The organism is Nostoc sp. FACHB-133, from assembly GCF_014698055.1.
Classification (GTDB): domain Bacteria; phylum Cyanobacteriota; class Cyanobacteriia; order Cyanobacteriales; family Nostocaceae; genus Nostoc.
Window position 1 is genome coordinate 40,158 of the sequence record NZ_JACJSH010000016.1, and the last position, 17,564, is coordinate 57,721.

15 protein-coding genes are annotated in these 17,564 nt (G+C 42.1%); 8 read left to right on the forward strand and 7 right to left on the reverse strand.

What is annotated here, in order from left to right; all coding sequences use genetic code 11:
* Positions 1–302 precede the first annotated feature (302 nt).
* Complete coding sequence (locus H6G86_RS14825) at positions 303–494, reverse strand: CbtB domain-containing protein (RefSeq protein WP_163927486.1); 192 nt, start codon at positions 492–494, stop codon at positions 303–305.
* Between the two features lie 711 nt (positions 495–1,205).
* Here H6G86_RS14825 and H6G86_RS14830 point away from each other — a divergent pair.
* From H6G86_RS14830 to H6G86_RS14845, 4 genes are all read left to right on the forward strand, one after another.
* Positions 1,206–2,231 (forward strand): multicopper oxidase domain-containing protein, encoded by a 1,026-nt coding sequence (locus H6G86_RS14830; RefSeq protein ID WP_190934971.1) that lies wholly within the window; start codon positions 1,206–1,208, stop codon positions 2,229–2,231.
* Between the two features lie 165 nt (positions 2,232–2,396).
* The gene (locus H6G86_RS14835; RefSeq protein WP_190934972.1) at positions 2,397–3,434 is read left to right on the forward strand and encodes a ComEA family DNA-binding protein; all 1,038 of its coding nucleotides are present in this window, start codon (positions 2,397–2,399) and stop codon (positions 3,432–3,434) included.
* A 187-nt stretch (positions 3,435–3,621) separates the two neighbouring features.
* Positions 3,622–4,056, forward strand: a complete 435-nt coding sequence (locus H6G86_RS14840; RefSeq protein WP_012412436.1) for a ferritin-like domain-containing protein — start codon at positions 3,622–3,624, stop codon at positions 4,054–4,056.
* Between the two features lie 113 nt (positions 4,057–4,169).
* A complete protein-coding gene (locus tag H6G86_RS14845) occupies positions 4,170–5,138 on the forward strand; it encodes an FTR1 family iron permease (protein WP_190934973.1) in 969 nt (322 codons plus the stop codon).
* Positions 5,139–5,240: 102 nt separating this feature from the next.
* Here H6G86_RS14845 and H6G86_RS14850 read toward each other — a convergent pair whose 3' ends face one another.
* Complete coding sequence (locus H6G86_RS14850; protein ID WP_190934974.1) at positions 5,241–6,176, reverse strand: ABC transporter substrate-binding protein; 936 nt, start codon at positions 6,174–6,176, stop codon at positions 5,241–5,243.
* 448 nt (positions 6,177–6,624) lie between these two features.
* On the opposite strand from H6G86_RS14850, the gene H6G86_RS14855 reads away from it, so the two are divergent.
* On the forward strand, positions 6,625–8,124 hold the full coding sequence (locus H6G86_RS14855; RefSeq protein WP_190934975.1) for a family 10 glycosylhydrolase: 1,500 nt from the start codon (positions 6,625–6,627) through the stop codon (positions 8,122–8,124).
* A 116-nt stretch (positions 8,125–8,240) separates the two neighbouring features.
* Here the strand turns inward: H6G86_RS14855 and H6G86_RS14860 are convergent, their stop codons facing one another.
* From H6G86_RS14860 to H6G86_RS14870, 3 genes are all read right to left on the reverse strand, one after another.
* Complete coding sequence (locus tag H6G86_RS14860; protein WP_190934976.1) at positions 8,241–8,837, reverse strand: molybdenum cofactor guanylyltransferase; 597 nt, start codon at positions 8,835–8,837, stop codon at positions 8,241–8,243.
* A 102-nt stretch (positions 8,838–8,939) separates the two neighbouring features.
* Positions 8,940–10,997 carry a thioredoxin domain-containing protein gene (locus tag H6G86_RS14865; RefSeq protein ID WP_190934977.1) on the reverse strand — a complete coding sequence of 686 codons (2,058 nt, stop codon included), beginning with the start codon at positions 10,995–10,997 and terminating at the stop codon, positions 8,940–8,942.
* Positions 10,998–11,164: 167 nt separating this feature from the next.
* Complete coding sequence (locus tag H6G86_RS14870) at positions 11,165–11,320, reverse strand: QAALIT motif small membrane protein (protein WP_167755982.1); 156 nt, start codon at positions 11,318–11,320, stop codon at positions 11,165–11,167.
* 314 nt (positions 11,321–11,634) lie between these two features.
* On the opposite strand from H6G86_RS14870, the gene H6G86_RS39540 reads away from it, so the two are divergent.
* Both H6G86_RS39540 and clpP read left to right on the forward strand, forming a co-directional pair.
* Positions 11,635–11,757 (forward strand): hypothetical protein, encoded by a 123-nt coding sequence (locus H6G86_RS39540; protein WP_277883603.1) that lies wholly within the window; start codon positions 11,635–11,637, stop codon positions 11,755–11,757.
* Positions 11,758–12,012: 255 nt separating this feature from the next.
* The gene (clpP, locus tag H6G86_RS14875) at positions 12,013–12,624 is read left to right on the forward strand and encodes an ATP-dependent Clp endopeptidase proteolytic subunit ClpP (RefSeq protein ID WP_190934978.1); all 612 of its coding nucleotides are present in this window, start codon (positions 12,013–12,015) and stop codon (positions 12,622–12,624) included.
* Positions 12,625–12,743: 119 nt separating this feature from the next.
* Here clpP and H6G86_RS40170 read toward each other — a convergent pair whose 3' ends face one another.
* Together H6G86_RS40170 and H6G86_RS14885 are read right to left on the reverse strand one after the other, a co-directional pair.
* Positions 12,744–13,271, reverse strand: a complete 528-nt coding sequence (locus H6G86_RS40170) for a slr1353 family protein (RefSeq protein ID WP_524538509.1) — start codon at positions 13,269–13,271, stop codon at positions 12,744–12,746.
* Positions 13,272–13,358: 87 nt separating this feature from the next.
* Complete coding sequence (locus H6G86_RS14885) at positions 13,359–14,243, reverse strand: slr1353 family protein (RefSeq protein ID WP_190934979.1); 885 nt, start codon at positions 14,241–14,243, stop codon at positions 13,359–13,361.
* Between the two features lie 961 nt (positions 14,244–15,204).
* Here H6G86_RS14885 and H6G86_RS14890 point away from each other — a divergent pair.
* A complete protein-coding gene (locus H6G86_RS14890) occupies positions 15,205–17,559 on the forward strand; it encodes a ribonuclease R family protein (RefSeq protein ID WP_190934980.1) in 2,355 nt (784 codons plus the stop codon).
* Positions 17,560–17,564: the final 5 nt, after the last annotated feature.

Here is a 17,564-nt window from a genome sequence, read left to right on the forward strand (position 1 = left end):
TGCAATATCTACGCTCCTGACGTATGGTATATTTACTTGAAAATCGCTGTAAAGCTTAATAGCAGTGGATGAAATTTACTCCACATTCTTATTACTAAGTAAAAGAATTATTCATAAATTCAGACATTATCAAAAATACAGTTAAGGTAATGTGGAGATGAAAAAAGCATCTCTACATTACCTAAAAGTTATTTCCAAGCAAAAACACTGGTGCGAAACCTGCGATATTTTAGCGTTGTAACTTTGTTATGTTAACTAGCAAAGTTTTTCATTCACCTAAAAAATCTTGGGATTATGATAATTTAGTGACATGCAACGCCTAATGTATGGTGACGCGCTGAGTGTGCTGTGTTATGAACCGCAGGATAGGTGGAGAACAAAACAGTCCAGATAACTAAAGAAGATAGCAGCATATAAAGTGTTACCTGCACAGGCTTAGATAAGGTAATACCTGCGGTTTTCTGCAATACTGACATCTGAGAAAAAGTAGTCATTTTTGACCTCCGATAATTAATTTGGGTAATTTATCAATCAAAAGGCATGATGCCACTTGATTGGAAAAAGATATACGATCAACTTTGTCTTTGACAAGTGTGTATCAAATGTATTGTGTAATTTGACTTTAGTGAATACTATACTATCCTTTGAACATCGGCTCATCAGGAAGTAGAAATCTCCACATAAAATCCATACAAATAACAAAATAATGACACATGGATTTGAATAACGGCATTTTCAAAGCTGATAACACGAAGGTAACAGATTAAATTTAAAAATCAAAAATGCTCATGTTACCAAGCATCCAAAATTCCTTGAAATGTAATTTATGTTATCTCTAAGCCAATTAAATACACTACTGATTACCGATATTTGCTTGCTTGTGTCTATATCTAAGATGCTATTATACTCATTGTTTGTACTATAGGTATTGCTGAAGCAATAAGCATATCAGGAATAGGTATAAAACAGTTAGTTTTTGCCAAACATAATTTATACAAAAAACAAACGTAATAATACCGTTGAAATAAAACAAGGTTGGCTAAAATTTTTCAAGACTGATTCTAGCTTGATCTAGATTTAGCAACCTAAATAACAGTTTTTAAGCACTATCAAATTATTGACAATAATTATTAATTCCTCTAAGCTTTAAAAGCAATTGCAAATCTTTTGCAACTCTTTTTTGGTGCTAACCGTAACTAAATGTCATGCCCAACAACTTCGCTCTAGGTAACGGAAAGCCTTGGAGCCGCCGTCAATTATTGAAGCTGGGACTAGCAGGTGCTGGAGTGACTGGTGCAGCTGGACTTTGGCAGATGCTAAATCTACAAAGCCAGTCAATCGTCAAAGTGCCACCATTCAACATGGAAGCACCAGACGATGTTACTAACCCGATGAAGATGTTAAGGGATTTTGATTATGGGACGGTAAAGCAAGAAAATGGGCGGACTATCCGTGAATTTCAGCTAACTGCTGGTACTTCCATCATAAAGCTCAATAGTGCTGTCTCTTACAACATCTGGGACTTAAATGGTCGCATACCAGGCCCAACGCTACGGGCAAAACAGGGCGATCGTATTCGGATACTATTTCTCAATAACGCGGGACATTCTCACTCTTTGCATTTTCATGGGGTTCATCCGGCGGAAATGGATGGTGTTCGCCCTATCAGCAATGGTAGTGCCACAATTTATGAATTTGATGCCGAACCTTATGGTGTACACCTGTACCACTGCCATATTGAACCAGTCACCCGTCACATTGCCAAGGGACTGTACGGGATGTTTATCATCGATCCACCTACTCCCCGTCCCCCGGCTGATGAGATTGTACTAGTGATGGGTGGGTATGACGTGAATGATGATAGCCATAATGATTATTATGCCTTCAATGGTCTGCCGCACTATTACATGCATAATCCCATTCCTATTTACAAAGATCAGTTGATTAGGCTGTATGTCCTCAACATCATTGAATACGATCCAGCAGTGACTTTTCATCTCCATGCCAACTTCTTTGATGTCTATCGCTATGGCATGAGTATGACTCCTAGCGAGAAAACTGATGTGATTACGATGGGTGTAGCGGAAAGGCACATCTTGGAATTTGCTTTTCGCTACCCAGGTAAGTATATGTTCCATCCCCATCAGGATGCGATCGCAGAAAACGGTTGCATGGGTCAATTTGAAGTACTTACTGAGAGCAACTCTCAAAATACTGTTAAAAAGTCTTAAATAAATAATTTGTCATTAATTTCTTAAAATTTTAGTTCAACTAGTTGATAAAAACTGTCATTATATGTCAAAGTAAAGTCTACTACAACGTGTCAAACAAACTAGCTTCTACTAATAGTTTGAAATGTTTCAATTAATACTTTTTTAGTTTTGTGAGGAGCAAGAATGATAAAACTTCGTTATGTCTGTTTAACAGCAGCAGCAGCCTTAATAGTTACCTTGAGTTCCTGTAGCAGTACACCAACCGCAGAAAATCCATCAGCACCAGTTGTTAGTACTCCAGCTACAGAGGCAGTAAGTAATAACAGTCATAGTGGTCACGCTAGCAAAGAAAAAATTAACATTAACACTGCTATTTTGTCAGAATTAGATAAGTTTGAAGCCAAACTAGGTGTTCCAGCATTATCTAACAAAATCCAGGCAGGTCGTCCTTATGGCAGCCCTGAAGATTTAGTTACTAAAAAAGTAATTACTCAAGAACAATTTGACCAAATTAAAGACCAGGTTGGTGTTCAAGAAGTGGCACTCACGGGTGAGGCAAAAGATGTTGACTACATGAGTAAATTGGGCTTAATGAAAGGGCATCTTTTGGTAGCACAAGAACTGCTAGATCAGAATCAGCCAAAACAAGCAGAGCCTCATATTGGACATCCAGTTGAGGAAATTTATGTTGATGTAGAAGACCAATTAAATGAGCGTAAAGTTAAAGAATTTAAGACAACATTAGTGAGTTTGCAAGATTTAGTAAAATCTAGTCCGAAGGATAGCAAAGTTAAAACTAATTTTACTTCTTCAGTGCAAGCAGTTGACGGAGCGATCGCAGCTTTGCCAGAAGCTCAACGCTCAAAACCAGGATTTGTGCTACAGGTAATTAACGAACTGCTAGATTCAGCTAACTCCGAATATGGCGCTGCGATCGCCAATGGTAAAATAACCGCGCCCATCGAGTATCAAGACTCCCGTGGTTTTGTCGTTTACGCCAATGATTTATACAAAGGAATTTCTAGTCAAGTAGCTCAAGCAGATCCCGAAGCGTACAAAGCGATCGATTCTAGTTTTGCTGAACTAATAAAAGTTTGGCCCGCCGCCATCCCACCAGCTAAAGCAGTCAAAACACCTAATGATGTCACCAAGCTGGTAAAAACCATTGAAGAAAACTCTCAAAAAGTAGTTGACAAATCCAATACCCAAGCACAGCGATAACACTTTGTTTTAATGGAAAGCTGATGCGAAGGAGTTTAAAATGATGAAATCGTTAAGAGTTAGGGGTTATGAATTAAGAGTCCTGAGTTAAGAATCCCGATTTGCTAACTCTTGACTTCCAACTCCTCACTCCTAACTCCTAACTTCTACCTAATTACACTCCATTCGTTACTTGAACTAAGAACTGATGCAAGAACTTGACTATAAAAAGACTATCGACTTGCTGAACGCCATCATGGAATTTGAACTAGCAGGAGTAGTGCGTTATACACATTATTCTTTGATGGTGACTGGCCCTAACCGTATTCCAATTGTGGCTTTTTTCAAAGCACAGGCAAGCGAGTCTTTACTTCATGCTGAACAAGTAGGAGAAATTCTCACCGGTTTAGATGGGCATCCCTCCCTGAAAATTGCCCCAATGGAAGAAACTTACCAGCATAAAGTCAAGGATATCTTGGAAGAAAGCTTATCTCACGAAAAAAAGGCATTGGATCTGTATAAAAATCTGCTCGAAACTGTCACCAATGCTAGTATTTATCTTGAAGAATTCGCTCGCGGCATGATTGGACAAGAAGAGATGCATAATCTCGAACTGAAAAAGATGCTACGCGATTTTAGCTAATAGTCATTAGTCATTAGTCATTAGTCATTGGTCATTGGTCATTAGTTAAAAACAAATTCAAATGACAAAGGACAACTGACTAATGACAAAAGACAAAAGACAAAGGACAAAAAATGAATTTTAGTACTGCTCTACCTACTTTTATAATCACACTCCGAGAAGGAGTAGAAGCGGCCCTTGTTGTTGGTATTGTGCTAGCGTTGCTAAAAAAAGCTAAACAATCCCGACTCAACTCTTGGGTATATGCTGGTATCGGCGTTGGCATTATTGTCAGTGCTTTTATAGGTGTGCTATTCAGTTGGGTAATTCAAATACTGGGAGCAGCGAATCCTCAATACACCTCGGTAGTTGAGCCAGCCTTGGAAGGTGTATTTAGCGTATTAGCGATCGCAATGCTGAGTTGGATGCTAATCTGGATGACTAAACAAGCCAGATTCATGAAAGCTACGGTTGAGGGAGCAGTAACAGAAGCGCTGACACAAAACTCAAATGCTGGCTGGGGTGTTTTTACTTTAATTTTAATTGCCGTTGTCCGTGAAGGCTTTGAGACTGTTCTGTTCGTTGCTGCTAATTTTCAACAGGGATTAATGCCAGCATTGGGTGCTATTGCTGGTTTGGTAGCGGCATCTGCTATTGGGGTGCTGTTATTTAAATGGGGTGTCAAAATTAACATCCGCCAGTTTTTCCAGGTAATGGGCGTTTTCTTAGTGTTGATTGTCGCTGGGTTGGTAGTTTCAAGCTTGAAACACTTTGACGAAGCTGTGGCTAACCTTGCTCTTAGTAGTCGTTCCACAGAAAGCTTTTGTTTCTATTACGAACGTTTTACAAAAGTCCACTCCTGTATTTTGGGGCCAATGGTTGCAAATACTTCCACAATCTTGCCTGACGAACAGTTTCCTGGGATTATTCTCAAATCTTTATTTGGTTACAGAGACAATCTCTATCTTGTACAAGCAGTGGGATATGTGACGTTCTTACTCACTATTGGAGGACTGTATTTCCGCAGCCTTGGAGGTGCTTCTCCCGAAAGTAAAAAAAATATCCCCTTTGGTCAAAAACCGATTAGTTCTGCAAAAGATTAAAAGCACAAACAACGATAACCCCGATTTATTAAATAAGTCGGGGTTCTGAAGCCTTACAATTTTCATAAATTAAATTAAGATTACTAATTATATTTAATTCAACTAAGTGCCCTGTGGTGCAAACAACACTTGCTTAAGCTGCTGACAAGCCTTTTCAATTGCATCTATACTACCTGGATTGACCAAACCAAAATAATCAAACACATAAACTCGGTTATTTTTAGTTGCTTGTAGTTGCTGCCAAAAAGCTTCCTTCTTCAACGAATCTAAAAGTGCTGCTTCTGAATTCCCTTGTGGGGGATTAACCAAAATTATCACCTCTGGATTTGCTTCTAAAACTTTCTCAGCAGAAAGCGTCACATAACCACCAATTGGACTCTTTCCTTGTAAATCTGCTGCTATATTTTTCGCCTGAAATTTTGCCAACAAATCCCCTGCCCAACTATTTTTATTCGGCGCTAAGATTGGTTGACGACTAACCAGCGCTAGAGTAGAAAAACCCTGAGTTGGCTTTTCTGGCAAGAAAGTTTTATAACGATTTAACAAAGGCAGAGGATCGGCATCAATTTTTTTAGCAAGAATTTTAGTAAGTTCTTCTAGAGATTCCCAGTTATTCACCTTAGTGAGAAAGGTGTTAATTCCTAGCTGCTGAAGTTTTTGAATTGGGATGTTAGAAAAACCTTCTGCACCAATAACTAAATCTGGTTTTAGTGCTACTATTTTCTCTAAATTGGGTGGGCTTTGTCCTTCACTAACACGGGGAATATCTTTGAATTTTGAGTCATTTTTAAATAATTTACTACCAGTGATTCCGACAATTTTGGTTGAATTAAGTCGAGAGATGATATCCGCAGAAAGAGAAGAAAGAGCAACAACTCTTTTTACTGATCCTGTTGGTAATTGTTGAGAATTTGCGTTGATTGTCTCAGTAGGGTTTGTGACTTTTATTTGTGACTGCTGAGTGGTTGGAGTCGTGCAAGCAGCTAAAACTATACTCATCAAAAGTGCTAAAGCAGATAAGAGCCAACGACGATGCATATTAAAATTCCTTCTGGGGTAAGAATTGCATAAGAAGCATACTTAGCAACACATTCAAAAATCGTAAATGTAGCTTTTAGCAATATAGCTATAAAGTATCAAACTGGATCAACGCAGCCAGAGATTGAAAAGATATCGCTAATGACAAGAGCTAAAAGTCAACCTATTCTTGTTTCAAAAAAACTACTAGCTTTGGCAGATTTTCACTAACTAAGGTAGAGGCGCAATCTACCCAATAGTAGACTAAACTTGCTTTGTATTCAGATGTTTTATACTTCCTTATATACGTTTATGTCTTTATAAAAAAATGCGGCAACACAAATAGGGCTTAGGTAGTCTTGAAAAAATAGGTTTTAAACCCTTGGTATTTACTTATATAATTCGATACACGTTACTTACAATTATCTGAATTGGGGTCGATGATTATTGTGTCCATCTACTGGAAGATATGTCTAACCATCCTTTAAGCGTTGCAAGATCAACATTATTTTGGCGGCGTATATTCGCTGTTGTTTTCACTAGCAGTTCGTTGCTGCCCAATTTTGGAGCCGAACCAGCAAGGGCGCAAGTAACCCAATATTGCCAGTTATCATCGTCGGCTGCGAAAGAAAAAGAAAACTTACGTTTATCAGCTCTTAAAGGCAATCAAGATGCCCAAACCCGCTACCAAAACTTAATCAAAAAACAGGCACAGGAATTACAGCAGTGCCGCACTCGGACTTGGCCACAAATCCAAGCTCTCTGGTTGCGCTTGTATCCCTGTGACATTCAGCCAGGAATAATCGACCAGATTATGGATCGGATTGTCAACCGTGGCTATAACCAAGTTTATTTGGAAGTCTTTTACGACGGACAGGTATTATTGCCAGCAAAAGCGAATCCAACGGCTTGGCCTTCTATAATTCGCACTCCAGGGACAGAAAACATCGATATACTCGCCACAGCAATTCAAAAAGGTCGGCAACGTGGTTTGAAGGTCTACGCCTGGATGTTTACTAATAATTTCGGCTATACTTACGCCCAGCGACGAGATAGAGAAAGTGCGATCGCTCGTAATGGCAAAGGTCAAACGAGCCTATATGTCGTAGATAACAGCTCTCAAGTATTTATCGACCCCTACAACTCGCAAGCAAAAAGCGATTACAACCAATTAGTAAAAGAAGTTTTGCGCCGTCGTCCAGATGGCTTGCTATTAGACTATGTGCGCTATCCCCGCCAAGCCGGAAGTGATTCCATCGCCACCAAAGTTTCAGATTTATGGCTATTTAGTCCTGCAATTCAACAAGCTTTATTTAAACGGGCACTGAATTACAAAGGACTGGACTTAATTCGACGCTATTTGAGCAAGGGATATGTCACCGCCGGAGATATCGCGGAAATTGATCAACTTTATCCCCAAGAAGGAGAACCGCTTTGGCAAGGACGCATTCCCCCACCAGCGCAAAAATCAATTCTGTCTGCAACCGACAGACAACCACTTTTGCAATGGGAATTGTGGCAGCTAGCAGTTGCTCACGCCATGCAAGGAATTCTAGATTTTGTCAATATAGCTAGTTACCCAGCAAAGCAGCAAGGAGTTTCCACGGGAGTAGTGTTTTTCCCTGATGGCAACCAAACTGTAGGACAAGGGTATGATTCTCGCTTACAACCTTGGGATCGCTTCCCCACTACATTAGAATGGCATCCCATGTCTTATGGAAATTGCGGTAATGTCAGTTGTATTGTGGCGCAAGTGCAACGGGTTTTGAGTATGACAAAACCAGGTACTAAAGTGATTCCAGCTTTAGCCGGCAAATGGGGAGAATCGGTTAGTAATCGTCCATCCCTAGAAGTGCAAATGCAGGCACTCCGCCAATTTGCGCCCCAACTGAAGGGAGTTAGCCATTTTGCCTATTCTTGGCAATATCCTGAAAATGATAACGATCGCAAATTTTGTCGCATTCGGTAAATAACATAATTCAGGACGGGCTAAATGCCCCGCTACCGCTAACAGAATTCAGAAGGAAAATTTCCCTCATTTCTCTTATTCCCACTAATTGATTCTGAATTCTGGAGCTTCTTCAACTAACTTAAAGCCAAATCTTCTGGTGTATTACAGTTAAACAGCATTTCGGGTTCTGCTAAAGGCAAAACTTCCACAGGATATTGCCGCAGCCATTGCTGAAACGATCGCCCCCCTTGGTTGATAAATTCTAAAAGTTGTGGCAAACAACGACGGCGATAAAAACCACACAAAGGTTCCCAGCCTTTAGGATGATGAGCTAAAGCTGCGATCGCATCATCCCCCACGTTATCAAGTCTAGTTACCCATTCTTGCAACACCTCAACCCGCAACCTTGGTAAATCGCAAGCCAGCAGTAATACCCATTCTGTCTGCACTTCGGTTAGTCCTTGAGCAAAACCAACTAAAGGCCCATGAGATATAGATTCTCCAGATAAAGGTACTTCTCGGATAAATTGGCAACCAGGCAAAAGCAAATCTTGGTAGCGTTCTGGCCAGGGAGTGATTATATAAACAGTATTGCTACAGCTTTGAGCAATCCCACAAACTCGCTGTAACAACGGTATCCCTTCAATGGAAATCAAGGCTTTATCTTGACCCATCCGAGAACTTTTACCGCCTGCTAATACAATTGCTGTTAATTCGCTTCTGGTCGTCATATTTATACATCGAATCGGGGTCTGGGTACTAAGAAATGGAGAGTAGGCACTAAACAAACAAAAAGCATAACCCCATGCCCCATGCCCCATGCCCCATGCCCATCATCCCCTATTCTGACTTTTCTCTACTTGCTGCAATAAATGTTCTACATTTTCTGCTGGTGCAAGACACTTCAAACCTTGGCAAACTAACCCAACGCTTCCCTCTGGTAAATCAGATGTTATGGCAAACACAGCCGTTGGTAGAAACTTGGGGATCAGCGAGTTTATTTGCTCAGTGGTGCTACGAATCAAAGTAGAATTACGATACCAATCCAAAGCTGTAAATAAGCTGGGACAAGCCTGGGGAGAGCGCTCCATTACACTCTTAAAAGCTTTTAAACCAAGTTCCGCTAAATCTAAATAATCTAGATTATCGGTGAGTAAAGCGAGACGAACAAGGTTAGCGATCGCAATTCCATTCGCTGATGGTGTAGCATTATCCACGTAACTGCGTTCTCTGACAATTAAATCTTGACTAGAATCGCTTGATGTGTTATTGTAACCACCTAATTCCACACTCCAGAGAAATTCGTTAAATTCATCTTGAATAGCGATCGCATTTTCTAACCATTGCTTATGCTCAGGGTTTGAAGCTTGTAAATCTAGCAGAGCTTTAATAAAAAAGGCGTAATCTTCAGACTGCGCTAACACAGTCGGTTCGCCTTGATAGTTGAGTCGTTGAAAACGCCCATCTACAAATTGATTTTCCAAGATAAAATTCGCCGCTCGTGTTGCTAATTCCAAATATGATGGTTCTTGGAAAACGCCAGCAGCCTTAGCTAGCCCAGAAATCATCAAGCTATTCCAAGCGACAATCATCTTTGTATCTGTCACCGAGGGAATGCGACCTGGCCAATTAGTGGTTTTTGCTTCCTGGTTGTTACGAGCCGGGGGAAAAGTTTCTAGCGACTCAGAACTAACGCCATAGCGAACAATAAACAGCTTACTCAGTGCGGTTTCTAGCGTTGCACTCAGTTTACCAGAATTCTTTCTTTGTAAAACATTACGTCCTTCAAAGTTGCCGTTAGGGGTAACAGTAAATTGTTGTTGTAATTCCGTTAATTCTTCAGGCGTTAACAGTTGTTGAACTTCGCTATAACTCCAAACATAAAAAGCTCCTTCTTCTGGTTCTACCGCCGTGGGTTCAGTAAAGCTGTCGGCATCTTGAGAAGCATAGAAGTAACCTTCCGGTGCGGTCATTTCTCGCTTCAGCCATTGTACAGTACCAGCAACTGCTCTCTCAAACGCTGGTTCCTGTACTCCTGCACTCCATAAATTTCCGAGATACTCCACAATCTGTCCATTGTCGTAGAGCATCTTTTCAAAATGCGGTACTGTCCAAGTTGGGTCAACAGTATAGCGATGAAAACCACCACCTACATGATCATAAATGCCTCCCAGCGCTAAGTCTAGTCCTCGTTGGGTACAAACTTGCTTGCCATCATAACGAGATTCAAAATTAAATCGAGTTCCCCGCAATGCTAATTCTGTATAGGGAATCATCGGAAAGCTATTACCAGATTGACCAGGAGTAATTACACCTGTGCTGGTTTCCCAACCTTGGCGGAGTAATTCGTGGTCTTCAAGCTCAGTTGTTGTACCGTCTTGCAACACCGCAGACGTGAGCAGGGACTCAATAATTAAGGCTTTGCGTTTCTGTAATTCTGCTTTTTCGGTGTCGTAATAACGGCGAAGGGCTTGCAACACCTGCAAAAATCCCGGACGACCATAGCGCGGGTCTACAGGGAAATAAGTACCAGCATAAAACGGTACTAAATCTTCTGGGGAAAGAAAAATATTCAAAGGCCAACCCCCTTGACCACTCATCATCTGCAAAGCCTGCATATAGATGCTATCGAGGTCAGGTCTTTCTTCCCTGTCTACTTTAATGGGAAGATAATTGGTGTTCATGTAGTCAGCGATCGCAATATCAGAAAAAGCTTCGCCTTCCATGACAGTACACCAGTGGCAACTAGAGTAGCCAATGGAGAGAAAAATCGGTTTATTTTGCGCCCTTGCAGTTGCAAGCGCTTCGTCACACCAAGGCCACCAATCAATGGGGTTTTCGGCGTGTTTGCGGAGATAGAGGCTCTTAGCTTCAGCAAGGCGATTAGTCATGATCAAATGCAAATAGTTGCCTTCTTTGCTCAGTCTACCTTGTTCCCAAGAGTGTTAACCTAGACAGCTATGTATATGCAAGATAATCCTACAAGCGACTTACCCCTTGGTTAGGAGTAGTACACATCATTGATACCGCCGACACCTGTGTAATTTGTGAACTATTTTTACTGAAAAGATCGCAATAGCAAGCTGACAATATTTGGTGGTGTTTCTGGCACAGGTGATGCTGTCTTTGACTGAATTAAAGTATTTGGGCTAAGTCCTGCTATCAGGTGGAGCAAGAAGGTGATGATGGCGGCTTGTATAAGTTTTTCCAGCATGGCACGTCTCTCTCTGAGGGGATAGCATTTCAATTAGGACTGGTTATTCTGAATACACCTCGTACTATCGATTTACCGAATCTAACAAAAATAACTTGATAATTGCTGAGGGAAATCCTAAAAAAATGTTTAAAATGTTACAGAAATTTAACACAAGTCCCTAAGCAAGTTGGATTTCGGTTATCGGTTTAATGACTACATCGCCAAAGTTATCTAACAAAGGTCGAGATTATGAAATTGGCGATAATTTAGAGTTTTTTGATTTGTTCTTCCCTGCATGGGATATTCTCTTAGACACCTTTTGCGGCTAAAAAGTGCCCTTAGAGGTTGAAAAAGAGGCAATGGAGCAGGGAGCAGGGGGCAGAGGGCAGGGAGCAAGGGAAAATGTTGAAGCAGGCAACAGAAGCAATTCATTTATAGAACTCGACCCCGAATGAATTGAAACCACTGAAGTTTCGTACCCTGCGGGAAGCTGACGCAACAGTGTTCTTGTCTTAAAACCTTTCCCTGGTTGGGGCAGGAAACAGATAGCGCCGGCGGCAAGCGAATCTGCGAGCGTCGGGCAGTTTTCCTTTTGCCTCCTGCCTTCCTCAATCAAAATTTAAGTTATCTGCTTGAGAACAGTAGAGATAAACCCCAGTTTCGTGCTGTCACCGATAAAATGTATTTAAAGTAGCCACAAACACGCTTCCATGATTCCTATCGTTATTGAACAATCGGGTCGAGGTGAACGCGCCTTTGACATCTACTCACGGCTGTTACGTGAGCGCATCATCTTTTTGGGACAACAAGTTGACAACAACATTGCTAACTTGATTGTTGCCCAACTGCTGTATTTGGATGCTGAAGACCCGGAGAAGGACATTTATATGTACATCAATTCTCCCGGTGGTTCGGTGACGGCTGGTATGGGCATTTTTGACACTATGAAACATATTCGCCCTGATGTCTGTACAATTTGTACCGGATTGGCGGCGAGTATGGGCGCTTTCCTTCTCAGCGCGGGTGCTAAGGGTAAGCGGATGAGTTTACCCCATTCTCGGATTATGATTCATCAACCTCTCGGTGGCGCTCAAGGACAGGCGACTGATATTGAAATTCAGGCGCGGGAAATTTTGTACCACAAGCAACGGCTAAATAACTATTTAGCCGAACATACAGGTCAACCAATTGAGCGCATTGCTGAAGATACTGAACGTGACTTCTTTATGTCACCAGAGGAAGCCAGGGAATACGGTTTGATTGACCAAGTGATTGACCGCCACGCCGCTGGTAGCCGTCCAGCTGTTGCTGCTGTGAATTAATAATCACGATTGGTAAATGGTGATTTACCACTTTTAATTCCCTTAAACCTCAAAAATAACCCCTCTTCAGTTATGAAGAGGGGTTATTTGAGTTCAAAACTTGATTTAGAAGTTGCAAATCAAAATCCTGCGCTTGGGTCTGGCTGAGATTGCAGGTATTTGATAAATCCGTGTAATTCTTCTTCAGTTAGCAAAGTACGTCCCCGTTTACCGTAGGTTTTAATCAGATGCTCCCGTCCCTGTTCTGGTGTCCATCCTAAGCGGTGCATTGCGACATCTGTATTAGCAATTAGATCCGACAAATCTGCTGGTTGAGTTTTCTTTTTTCTCCTTCCTGCTCCTGTCAGAGAGACTACATCCTCTTTCATCCAACATAATTGTTCGATTTCAGCATTAATTTCCCCCTGCTGTTGTGTCCAACATAACTGTTCGGTGTCAACATCAATTTTGGCAGTCACAACTTCATCTAACGGTTGAGATTCAAGATATTGAAGGAATTCTAGTAATTCTACTTCTGTCAGTAAAGAACGCGATCGCTTACCATAACTTTTTTTGAGATGCTCTCGTCCCTGGTCTATTGTCCAGCCTAATCGCTGCATCTCAACATCTGTTTGAGCAATTACTTCAGCAAAATTAACAGGTTCCATAACTTCGTCACTCTTTTAACAGCCTGCATCATTTGTCATTTGTGATTGTTAAGGACAAATGACAAATGACCAATGACAAATGACAAATTAAAATCCCGCTATTGGGTCAGGCTGCGATTGGAGGTATTTGAGGAACCCGTGTAATTCTTCTTCAGTTAGCAAAGTACGCCCGCGTTTACCGTAGGTTTTAATCAGATGCTCCCGTCCCTGTTCTGGTGTCCAGTTTAAACGCTGAAGTTCGACATCTGTTTTTGCAATCACATCCGATAAATCCACGGGTTCAGCTTTCTTCTTTCTCTTTCCTGTCACTGACGGGGTAGGGACATCCTCTTGAGGGCTGTAACTCCGAGGTGTAAATGGTGTGACATTATTAGCAGAAATTGCTGGAAAGGTTTGATTTTCTGGCTCGTTACTAAACGTTATTTCCAAGTTTTCAACTGGAAGATCAAATTCTAGCTCCCGGGTGGTAGTCACAGGAAAGTTTTGACTTAAATCTTGGCTAAAGTTATCGCTTGGTAAAGGCGCAGCGCTACTGTATTCGTACTGTTCGTTAGTAGTTGTTACTACTTCTGGTTTGATGTTGCGGACTTTGGAAGGCGGTATAGATATTTCTTTGTCGCTAACCACTGGCCATTGACTACCTACAAAATCCCCAGCTTTCGTAGAAGAATAAGTAGATTCGCTCAATCCACCTTTGGTATTCAAGGAGGGATTTAGCTGCGCTGGAGAAATTGAATTTGAGCTAAATTCTACTGATTCTGGTGGCGAATTTGTAATACCCAAAACTATCAACGCCCTAGTTCTGGCTTGGTCTTCTGCTGCTTCTACGGTTTCTGCTGCTGCCATACCCGTCGCACGGGTTACGCCTTCAACTTGCACGCTTGCCCGGACAATATATTTTCCTTGAAAAATTTGCACTAATTCAGAAGTCAGACTGCCCTTGGGATACAAGCTCTGGAATTGAGCCAACATAATACTACTACCAATCTAAATCTTTTGGGGACTTGGGATTGGAGACTGGGACAGGGGAAAGAATTATTTTAATCCTCATCCCTAATACCCAATCCCCAGTCCCTTTTAATGCTTTGTCTAGTGTCCCAATTGTAGCAGTAGCTGTTTTTTGACGAAATTTTTGGCTAGTGCTAACTTATCTGGGTAGTCTTGCCTGCAATGCTATACTGATTACCCAACTAGATATCTAGAACTATTTTCTGGAAGTGCGCTCTAAATCTACAATAATGGAGATAAGGTTCGCCCTCACTGCTTATTAAGCTGCTCACCTAATTGTTACCGATTCTACATGTGGGAAAATTGGGTTCACCGGCAGTTCCTCCTAGTTAAAAATCAGATTCTAATGGCGTAAAATTACCTTCAATCTAGACAATCAAACACCTGTAGTTTCCACGCCACTTGACGGCAGTTGCTCCACTTGGGGAGACCCCAAGACCGCACTGCCTCCTCCACTTGGGGTTCGGCAGTCCCCCAGACGCTCTTACCTCGCTAAGGCTGCGCTAAGACGGGGGCTGCCTCACCGCAGTGGCTCCCCTGCATAGCGCTTTTGAGCAGTATGGATTCTCTAAACCCAACTTCTCAAAAACCCGTCGCGTAATTCACTAGCGGGGCTAAATTGTAAAATCAGGCGTGCAATCTTAAGTTTGGTTAGGTGAAGTTACTTGAACGCAGGCGAATTCTGAGAGCATCGTGCAGTGAGAAGTTCGTAGATGCCCAAAGTTGTCCGTGGGTAGGCTTCCTTTGCTCGGAACTGCCGGAGTAGTTTCCTACTCTTGTTAGGTTGGGTTTCCTTTCCTTAGAACTTAGGAAGCCTTGCCTCTGGGCAATTCGTTTCCAGCTTGTTTCTGTAAGCCGTGAGGGTATACAGGAATGAACCAGATTAAACAACAAATGATGTTTTGACCAAAGGTCGGTTCACTGCATGGAATTTTCAATCGCTACACTCCTTGCCAATTTCACCGATGATAAATTGGTAGCTCGGAAGGTTTTAGAAAAGAAACTTGGCTGTGAAGATGAAAAAAGCTTACAAAAACTTCACATTGCCTTAGATGTTCTCGAAAAAATCGGTATTTTGGTCAAAGAACGGGGCAAATACCGTCGTGTTTCAGAAGAGGGAATAATCGAGGCAAAACTCCGTTGTTCTAGTAAAGGCTTTTGCTTTGCTATTCAAGATGTGGAAGGAGCCGAGGATATTTACATCCGCGAAAGTCATTTGAGTAATGCTTGGAATGGCGATCGCGTTTTGGTTAGAGTTCTCAAAGAAGGCAGCCGCCGTCGCTCTCCTGAAGGGGAAGTGAAGCTGATTCTAGAACGTTCCAACCACACGTTACTGGCACGAATTAAGCAGGTGGAAACTGGTTTTAGGGCTGTGCCTTTAGATGATCGATTGCTGTTTGAACTCAAGATCCAACCTAACGAGGTAAAGTTGGAAGAAGCGATCGACCACCTTGTTCATGTGGAAGTTTTGCGTTACCCGTTAGCACAATATCCTCCCCTTGGTCGAGTGGTACAAATTCTCGGTAGCGATGCCGAAGCTGCTGCTGATATAGATTTAGTTACTTGCAAACACGACCTTTCCCGGACTTTTCCCGATCATGTTCTCGAAGCAGCCGCCAAGTTACCCAAAAAGCTACTCAAAGCAGACCTAAAAAATCGGTTAGATTTGCGTAATTTGTTTACTCTCACCATTGAAGGGGTAAACGGCGATACCAAAGTTATAGAAAACGCTTTTAGTTTAGAAAAAAACTTAGCCGGAAATTGGCTTTTGGGCGTTCATATCACTGATGTTTCTCACTATGTCCAACCTGATGAAGCCCTAGATAGAGAAGCACTCAAACGGGGTAAATCAGTGTATCTGGGAGAATTAGTACTGCCAATTTTGCCCCCGGTTGTGGCAGAACGCTGTTCTTTAGTACCTGGGAGCGATCGCTTAACTATCTCTTTTTTAATTACCATTGATCCCCAATCTGGAGAAGTGTTGGAGTGGGAAATTCAACCTAGTGTAATTAACGTCGAAACTGCACTAAGTACTGAACTTGCCCAAGCAATTCTCACAGGTGAAGCTCACGATCAATCTCCACAGGTCGTCCAAATACTGCAAGACCTCCAAGCCTTGCAAACAGGTGTGAAGCAGGTACGGTTGAATCGTGGTAGCCTCCAGTTGAATCTGCCGCCTAGCCAAAACGCCTATTATGATGAGGGGATTCTCGGCGCAGTGGTGGTGAATGATTTACCAGTGCGATCGCTACTCACAGAGTTGGTACTGTTAGTTAATCAACTGATCGCAACTCACTTAAATGCTCTTGGTGTTCCGGCTATCTGGCGAGTCCAAGGCACACCCGATGTCGAAGATGTTCAGGAAATGCTGAAATTGGCAGTCAATTTAGGCGTTGACCTCACACTCGATCCAGAAGTCGATATCCAACCTTTAGATTATCAACATTTGACCACAGCTTTTGCCGAATCTCCATCTGAGCAAGTTCTTACTTACTTATTGCAAGATACCCTTAAGCCTTCGGCATACAGCACCACCAAAGGATCTCACTTTGGTCTGGCACTACCGCAATATGTCCACTTTAGCGCTCCCTTGCGGCGTTACCCAGATTTGCTGATGCAAAGAGTGTATTACACGCTACTTGAAAACGGACGCGATCGCCGCAATACCCGTGTCAGAGAACGCGTTAACCTGCGCCACTCCTCTAGCCACGAGGAAATTAACTGGAACGTTTTACCCCCAGAATTGCAACAAGAACTCCAAAGCGATTTAACTAGGGTAATTGTCCAAATCAACGACCGAGAAAAAGAAGTCCAAGAAGCTGAAGCCGATTTAGCCGGACTGCAAAAAGCCCAACTGATGAAGCAACGCATCGGCCAGGTATTTCAAGGCGTGATTACCGGCGTTCAATCCTACGGTTTCTTTGTGGAAATTGAAGTACCAGCAACCGAGGTAGAATCCAGCAGTAATCCTGGTGTGCCTTTGAGGGTAGAGGGATTGGTACACGTCAGTTCTCTCAAAGACGATTGGTATGAATATCGCGCTAGACAACAGGCACTGTTTGGTCGCAAAAATCGCGCTTCTTATCGATTAGGCGATCGCGTCGCCGTCCAAGTTAAGAGTGTCGATTACTACCGTCAACAAATTGATTTGGTAACTGTTGGCAGCGATGGTGTACCCAAAGGTTTAACTGGCAATGGTTCTAATGAGGAGCTTTCAGACCTCTACTTACCAAATGACATTGAGCCTGATGACCTAGACCCTTACTCTGAGGATGAGTAAAATCA

Coding starts and splice junctions, on each gene's coding strand:
- H6G86_RS14855 (WP_190934975.1), top strand. CDS start 6,625: ATGTCTAACCATCCTTTAAGCGTTGCAAGATCAACATTATTTTGGCGG.
- H6G86_RS14825 (WP_163927486.1), bottom strand. CDS start 494: ATGACTACTTTTTCTCAGATGTCAGTATTGCAGAAAACCGCAGGTATT.
- H6G86_RS14865 (WP_190934977.1), bottom strand. CDS start 10,997: ATGACTAATCGCCTTGCTGAAGCTAAGAGCCTCTATCTCCGCAAACAC.
- H6G86_RS14860 (WP_190934976.1), bottom strand. CDS start 8,837: ATGACGACCAGAAGCGAATTAACAGCAATTGTATTAGCAGGCGGTAAA.
- H6G86_RS14890 (WP_190934980.1), top strand. CDS start 15,205: ATGGAATTTTCAATCGCTACACTCCTTGCCAATTTCACCGATGATAAA.
- H6G86_RS40170 (WP_524538509.1), bottom strand. CDS start 13,271: ATGGAACCTGTTAATTTTGCTGAAGTAATTGCTCAAACAGATGTTGAG.
- H6G86_RS14845 (WP_190934973.1), top strand. CDS start 4,170: ATGAATTTTAGTACTGCTCTACCTACTTTTATAATCACACTCCGAGAA.
- H6G86_RS14835 (WP_190934972.1), top strand. CDS start 2,397: ATGATAAAACTTCGTTATGTCTGTTTAACAGCAGCAGCAGCCTTAATA.
- H6G86_RS14840 (WP_012412436.1), top strand. CDS start 3,622: ATGCAAGAACTTGACTATAAAAAGACTATCGACTTGCTGAACGCCATC.
- H6G86_RS14830 (WP_190934971.1), top strand. CDS start 1,206: ATGCCCAACAACTTCGCTCTAGGTAACGGAAAGCCTTGGAGCCGCCGT.
- H6G86_RS14870 (WP_167755982.1), bottom strand. CDS start 11,320: ATGCTGGAAAAACTTATACAAGCCGCCATCATCACCTTCTTGCTCCAC.
- H6G86_RS14850 (WP_190934974.1), bottom strand. CDS start 6,176: ATGCATCGTCGTTGGCTCTTATCTGCTTTAGCACTTTTGATGAGTATA.
- H6G86_RS14885 (WP_190934979.1), bottom strand. CDS start 14,243: ATGTTGGCTCAATTCCAGAGCTTGTATCCCAAGGGCAGTCTGACTTCT.
- clpP (WP_190934978.1), top strand. CDS start 12,013: ATGATTCCTATCGTTATTGAACAATCGGGTCGAGGTGAACGCGCCTTT.